We start from the raw sequence: 5778 nt of genomic DNA on the forward strand, positions 1-5778 counted from the left end.
CTCGAGGGTCTTGGCGTACAGGCTCACGGGGAAGCACAGCACGAAGTAAAGCAGGGCCACGCAGCTGAACACCACGAAGGGCTGGAAGGTGGCGTTCGAAATCATGCTGCCGGCCTTGGTGAGTTCGACAAAGCCGATCACCGACGCCAGCGCCGTGCCCTTGATCACCTGCACCAGAAAACCGACCGTCGGTGCAATGGCGATCGTCACGGCCTGCGGCAGGATCACGTGGCGCATCTGCTCGCCGAAGCTCAGTGCCAGGCTGCCCGAGGCCTCCCACTGGCCCTTCGGAATCGAGGCCACGCAGCCGCGCCAGATCTCGGTGAGAAAGGCGCTGGTGTACAGCGTGAGCGCCACGCTCGCGGCGGTCCACGCCGACACGTCAATGCCGAACAGCGCGATGCCGAAGTAGGCGAGAAACAGCTGCATCAGCAGCGGCGTGCCCTGGAACAGCTGCACGTACAGGCCCACGGCCCGCTCGGCCGCCTTCCCGCCGCGCAGCCGCGCGAACAGCAGCAGCCCGCCCACGATGCCGCCGCCGATGAAGGCGATGAGCGAGAGCACGACGGTCCAGCGCAGCGCCATCAGCAGGTTGCGCAGGATGTCCCACAAAGAAAAATCGACCATGGTGAAAGTGCCTCGCGGTCAGCGGCCGAAGAAGAAGCGCGGCCCGGCCCAGTTGAGCAACCGGCGCAGCGCCACGGCCAGCGCGAGGTACAGCAGCGTGGCGACGATGAAGGATTCAAAAGCGCGGAAGTTGCGGCTCTGGATCAGGTTGGCCGCGTAGCTCAGCTCTTCGGTCGAGATCTGCCCGCACACCGCCGAGCCCAGCATCACGATGACGATCTGGCTCACCATCGCGGGCCACACCTTCTTGAGCGCGGGCGGCAGCACCACGCGCAAAAAGACCTGCGCCTTGCTGAGCGCCAGGCTCACGGCCGCTTCGATCTGCCCCTTGGGCGTGGCCTCGACGCCGGCGCGGATGATCTCGGTGGAGTACGCGCCGAGGTTCATCACCATCGCGATGATCGATGCCACCTCGGGCGAGAGCTTCACGCCCGCGGCCGGCAGGCCGAAGAAGATGAAGAACAGCTGCACGATGAAGGGCGTGTTGCGGATCAGCTCCACGTACGTGCCGGCGAGCGCGCGCAGCCACGTCGGCCCGCCCGACCGGGCCCACGCGCACAGCGTGCCCACGGCCAGCCCGAGCACGGTGCCCACGGCCGTGAGGCCGAGGGTCCACGCCACGCCGCGCAGCAGCAGCGGCCACTCGGCGAGCACGGCGCCGAAGTCGAATTCAATGCCCATGGCCGCGCCCTTCGATCAGACCGGCAGGTCGCCGGCCACCTTGCCGAGCCACTTCTTGGACATCGCGTCGAGCGTGCCGTCCTTCTTGGCGGCGGCAATGATCTCGTTGACCCGGGTCTTCAAGGCGGTTTCGCCCTTCGCGATGCCGATGAAGCAGGGGCTGTCTTTCAGCAGCAGCTTGAACTCGGCGCTCACCTTCGGATTCTTGGCGAGCATGTCGCCGGCCACCGCCGCGCTGGTGGCGATGGTTTGCGTCTGGCCGGCCACGAAGGCCGCGATCGTCGCGTTGTTGTCCTCGAAGCGGCGGTAGTCGACGTTCGACGGCGCCACCTTGTTCAGTTCCTGGTCTTCCATGGCGCCGCGCGTCACGGCGACGGTCTTGCCGGCCATGTCGGCAAAGCTGGTGAGCTTCATGCTCTTGCCCGCATACACGGCCTGGAAGAAGGGCGCGTAGGCCGCGCTGAAATCGATCACCTTCTCGCGCTCGACGTTCTTGCCGAGCGTGGAGATCACGAGGTCGGCCTTGCGCGTCTGCAGGTAGGGAATGCGGTTCGCGCTGGTCACGGGCACCAACTCGACCTTCACGCCGAGCTTGGTAGCGATGAGCTGCGCCATCTCGACGTCGAGGCCCTGCGGCTGCATGTTGCGGTCGACCGAGCCATACGGCGGGTAGTCGGTGGGCACCGCGATCTTGATGGTCTTGGCCTTGAGCACGTTGTCGAGCGCGTTCTGCGCCTGGGCGGCGCCGGTCGCGGCGAGCAGGGCGACGGAGGCCAGCGCGAGGGCGAGGCGACGGGAGGCGGAAGTGGTGAACGTGGTCATAGCAGGGCTCCTAGGTAGGTCGATGAATCGGTGGCGTCGTCGGCAGGCGCGGCCTTGCGGCGGCGCTTCGGCGTGGTGGCGGTAGTGGTGTTGTTCAGCGGCGCCAATGCATCGCGCAGCTGCGCGAGCGGGTCGGTGGGCGCCTGCACGCGCAGCGCCGACTGCACCGTGCCGATGTGTTCGGCCATCAGCGCCTCGGCGGCGGCGTGGTCGCCGCGCTCCAGCGCCGCGACGATCTGCACGTGGTCTTCGCACGACTGCACCGCATCGTGCGTGCTCTGGTAGAGCATGGCGATCAGCGTGGTGCGCGCGGTGAAGTCGCGCAGCGTGTCGGCCAGCAGCGTGTTGCCCAGGCACTCGGCCAGGCACACATGGAAGTCACCCAGCAGGAAGCTACGGTGGCCGACGTCGCTCTCTTTCAGTGCGGCCTTTTCACGCTGAAGGTGCGCCTTCAATTGGCGCAGAGCACTCTTGTCGATCTTGTCTGTGCTGCGGATGAGGCCGAGTTCGATCACGCGCCGCGCCTCGAAGGCCTCGCGCGCCTCGTCCTGCGAAGGCTCGATGACGAACCACCCGCGCCGCGCGCTCACCGTGACGATGCCGCGCGCGGCCAGCCGCGTGAGCGCCTCGCGCACGATGGTGCGGCTGCAGTCGAACAGCATCGCGAGCGGCTGCTCGCCCAGGCGCGCGCCGGGCGCGAGCTTCTGCGCCATCACCGCTTCGACGATGCGTGCACTGATTTCGGATGCGGAGATGGCCATAGGCCTGCATATCAGCAGCTTCTGTGCCAACTGGTATGCAAGCTGTGTGCACCGAAATGGATCGCGGTGCGTCTGCGGTGCGCGCTGCTACCGCTTGCCGAGCGCGCTCCGGGGCAGGGCCAGCAGCATGAGCAGCGCCGACAGCACCAGCGCGCCGCTCAGCACATACAGGCTGGCCGTGAAGCCGCCCGTGAGCGTCTTGAGCGCGCCGACCATCATCGGCGCCACCAGCCCCGCGCTGCCGCCGATGGTGCTGATGAGCGCAATGCCCGCCGCCGCGGCGCTCTTCGACATGAAGCTGCCGGGAATCGCCCACAGCACGGTGAAGGCACTCGAGATGCCCATCGACGCGAGCGCCAGGCACAGCACGGCGGCCACGGGGCTCTGCATGAAGAGCGTGGTCAGCGCCAGCCCGGTCGCGCCCGCGAGTGCGCCCAGCGCGAAGTGCCAGCGGCGTTCCTGGTGCCGGTCGGAGTGCCGCCCCACGACGATGTTGGCTGCAATGCCCGCGATGGCGGGAATCACCGAATAGAAACCGATCTGCAGCACGCTGAGGCCCATCGACTTCAGGATCGTCGGCTGCCAGAACGACAGCGCATAGATACCCAGGATGATCAGGAAGGACATGAAGCCGATCAGCCACACGCGCCCGTCGCGCATCGCCGCGCCGAAGGTGTGGCGCCCGGCGGCGCCGTGCGCGGCCTGGTCTTCGGCCAGCAGGCGTGCCACGCGCTGCTTCTCGGCCGCCGAAAGCCACGGCGCCTGCGCCGGGCTGTTCGACAGCGTGCGAAAGGCCATGACCCCCAGCAGCACGCTCGGCAGGCCTTCGAGCAGGAACAGCCACTGCCAGCCGCGCAGCGCCAGCACGCCGTCGAGGTGGGTCATCGTGAGCCCGGCGATCGGCCCTGCGACGATGGGGGCCGCGCCGAAGGCCATGAAGAACAGCGCAGTCGCCTGCGCGCGGCGGCGCGAGGGAAACCACAGCGTCAGGTAGAACAGCACGCCCGGCGCAAAGCCGGCCTCGAACACGCCGATGAGAAAGCGCAGCACGTAGAACTGCGTGGGCGTGGTCGCGAACATCATCGCCGCCGAGGCCAGGCCCCACAGGCCCATGATGCGCAGCAGCGTGGCGCGCACGCCGATCTTCGCGAGCATCAGGTTGCTCGGGATCTCGAACACCGCATAGCCGAGAAAGAAGATGCCGGCGCCCAGGCCGAACACCGCGTCGCTGAAGCCCAGCTAGTCCTTCATCTGCAGCTGCGCGTAGCCGACGTTGGTGCGGTCCAGGTAGTTCAGCACGTAGCAGGCGCACAGCAGCGGCATCAGCCGCCAGGTGATCTTGCGAAAGAGCGCGGCGTCTGCGCGCGCATCGGCCGAAGCCGGTGTGCGCGCGTCGGCGGCATCGAGGGTGGCGGTGTTCATCGGTGTGTCTCCTTCTTGTTTGGCTGTCGTGCGTGTGCCGGCGGGTCAGGCCCGCACGAGCGCGCCGAAGCTGGTTTCGCCCCACAGGTGGCTGGTCGGCGCGCCCGGAAAGAGCCAGTGCGGCGAGCACTCGGCCGATGGCACGACGTTGCTGAACCCGTGCAACGCCGAGGTGCCCGCGAGCGTCTTCTCGAGCACCATCGACAGGTACTGGTCGTTGCTGCTCTCCTGCGTGTTGCCGTTGAGGATCACTTCGGCGCCCGTGGCCTGCGCATAGCGGCGGATGCCGTTGTGGCGCGACTGCAGCGGCGCCCAGCTGTCGGCCGCCACACCGTTCTCGCTGCTCACGCGCAGGCCGTCGGCGCTGCGGTAGACCAGCGAGTGGTTGCCTTCGGTGTGCCCCGGCGTGTGGACCAGCGCGAGGCCCCGGCCGAGCTGCAGGCTGCCGTCGAAAGCGACGATGCGTTCCGTCGGCACCCCGTCCAGGCCGTGCGGGCAGTACCACTCCGCCTGCACGGGCAAGAGGCCCTGCACATTCGCGAGTTCCTGGCGATGCACCAGAAGCTTCGCGTTCGGCAGCAGCCCCGGCGCGCCCGCACTGCCGAGCCAGCGGCGCACGTCCTGCGTGTGCAGATGGTCGTAGGTGATGTAGTCGATCTGCTCGGGCGCCACGCCGCAGCTCGCGAGCGCCTGCAGCACGGTCTGGTAGACCGGCGCGATGGCCTTGTGCAGGAACTTCGGCGTCTGCTCGCTCAGGCGCTTGAAGTAGGGCGTTTCGTTGCCGGCCTCGAAGTCGGCCGGCGTGAAGAGCAGCGTGCGCAGCCGACCTTCGAAGTCGTCGTACTGGACGAGCACGGTGCGCGCCAGCAGATGCACCATGTGCGGCTTGAGCAGCTGCTGCGAGTACACGCCGGTGAAGGCGAACCACGCGGGGTACGGAATGCGCAGCAGGTTGAAGCTGCGCGCGAAGTGAACGGGCGGTGCGTCGAGCAGGCGTTCGCGCAGCGCTTCGGCGCCGTGGCGGATGGCGCGCAGGCGGTCTTGCGGCATGGCGGCATTGCGCGTGCCGTCCAGTTCGGTGATCTGCGCGAAGCCGGTGGGGTCGGGGTCTCGGGTCATGGTCGTCTCCTGTATTCGGCCGTGTTGGTTTTTCGACGTGCGGTGTCGTTCAGGGCGACGCTCCCGCCGACGGGGAGCCTTGCTCCGCGAATGTCCCCCGCCTTCGGCTCCTCCTTGATTTCGCTGCGCAAGGCACCCCATCGACGTGAGCGGTGAACAGTGCAGTCGTTGATCGGCTGAACACCAGCGCTGCGTCCCGTGCGCAGGGCACTGGGTGCTTCCCGCAGCGAAATCAAGACACCGTTGTGCTCGTCAAGGGCTGGTTGCCTTGAGGTAGTTCGCATCAAAGGGTTTTCGGGACCTCAGAACACCGTAGGCGATGGCCAGCAGCTTGTGCATGCAGGCC

The 5778-nt window shown here is 67.6% G+C and carries 7 protein-coding genes; all 7 read right to left on the reverse strand.

Going from position 1 to position 5778, the window contains the following annotated elements:
• The coding region (locus AAG801_RS39780) for an amino acid ABC transporter permease (protein WP_341893390.1) at positions 1–627 on the reverse strand (627 nt) is incomplete at its 3' end.
• An 18-nt stretch (positions 628–645) separates the two neighbouring features.
• Positions 646–1308, reverse strand: a complete 663-nt coding sequence (locus AAG801_RS39785; protein WP_341893391.1) for an amino acid ABC transporter permease — start codon at positions 1306–1308, stop codon at positions 646–648.
• A gap of 15 nt (positions 1309–1323) precedes the next feature.
• Positions 1324–2130: a transporter substrate-binding domain-containing protein gene (locus AAG801_RS39790; protein WP_341893392.1), complete on the reverse strand. Its 807-nt coding sequence runs from the start codon at positions 2128–2130 to the stop codon at positions 1324–1326.
• Positions 2127–2891 carry a GntR family transcriptional regulator gene (locus AAG801_RS39795; RefSeq protein ID WP_341893393.1) on the reverse strand — a complete coding sequence of 255 codons (765 nt, stop codon included), beginning with the start codon at positions 2889–2891 and terminating at the stop codon, positions 2127–2129. The genes AAG801_RS39790 and AAG801_RS39795 overlap by 4 nt, the downstream gene beginning before the upstream one ends.
• Positions 2892–2978: 87 nt before the next feature.
• Positions 2979–4130: an MFS transporter gene (locus tag AAG801_RS39800; RefSeq protein WP_341893396.1), complete on the reverse strand. Its 1152-nt coding sequence runs from the start codon at positions 4128–4130 to the stop codon at positions 2979–2981.
• Complete coding sequence (locus AAG801_RS39805; protein ID WP_341893394.1) at positions 4131–4313, reverse strand: hypothetical protein; 183 nt, start codon at positions 4311–4313, stop codon at positions 4131–4133.
• Positions 4314–4358: 45 nt separating this feature from the next.
• Positions 4359–5432 (reverse strand): hypothetical protein, encoded by a 1074-nt coding sequence (locus tag AAG801_RS39810; RefSeq protein ID WP_341893395.1) that lies wholly within the window; start codon positions 5430–5432, stop codon positions 4359–4361.
• Between the last annotated feature and the right edge of the window lie 346 nt (positions 5433–5778).

The organism is Variovorax sp. YR752 (assembly GCF_943372545.1).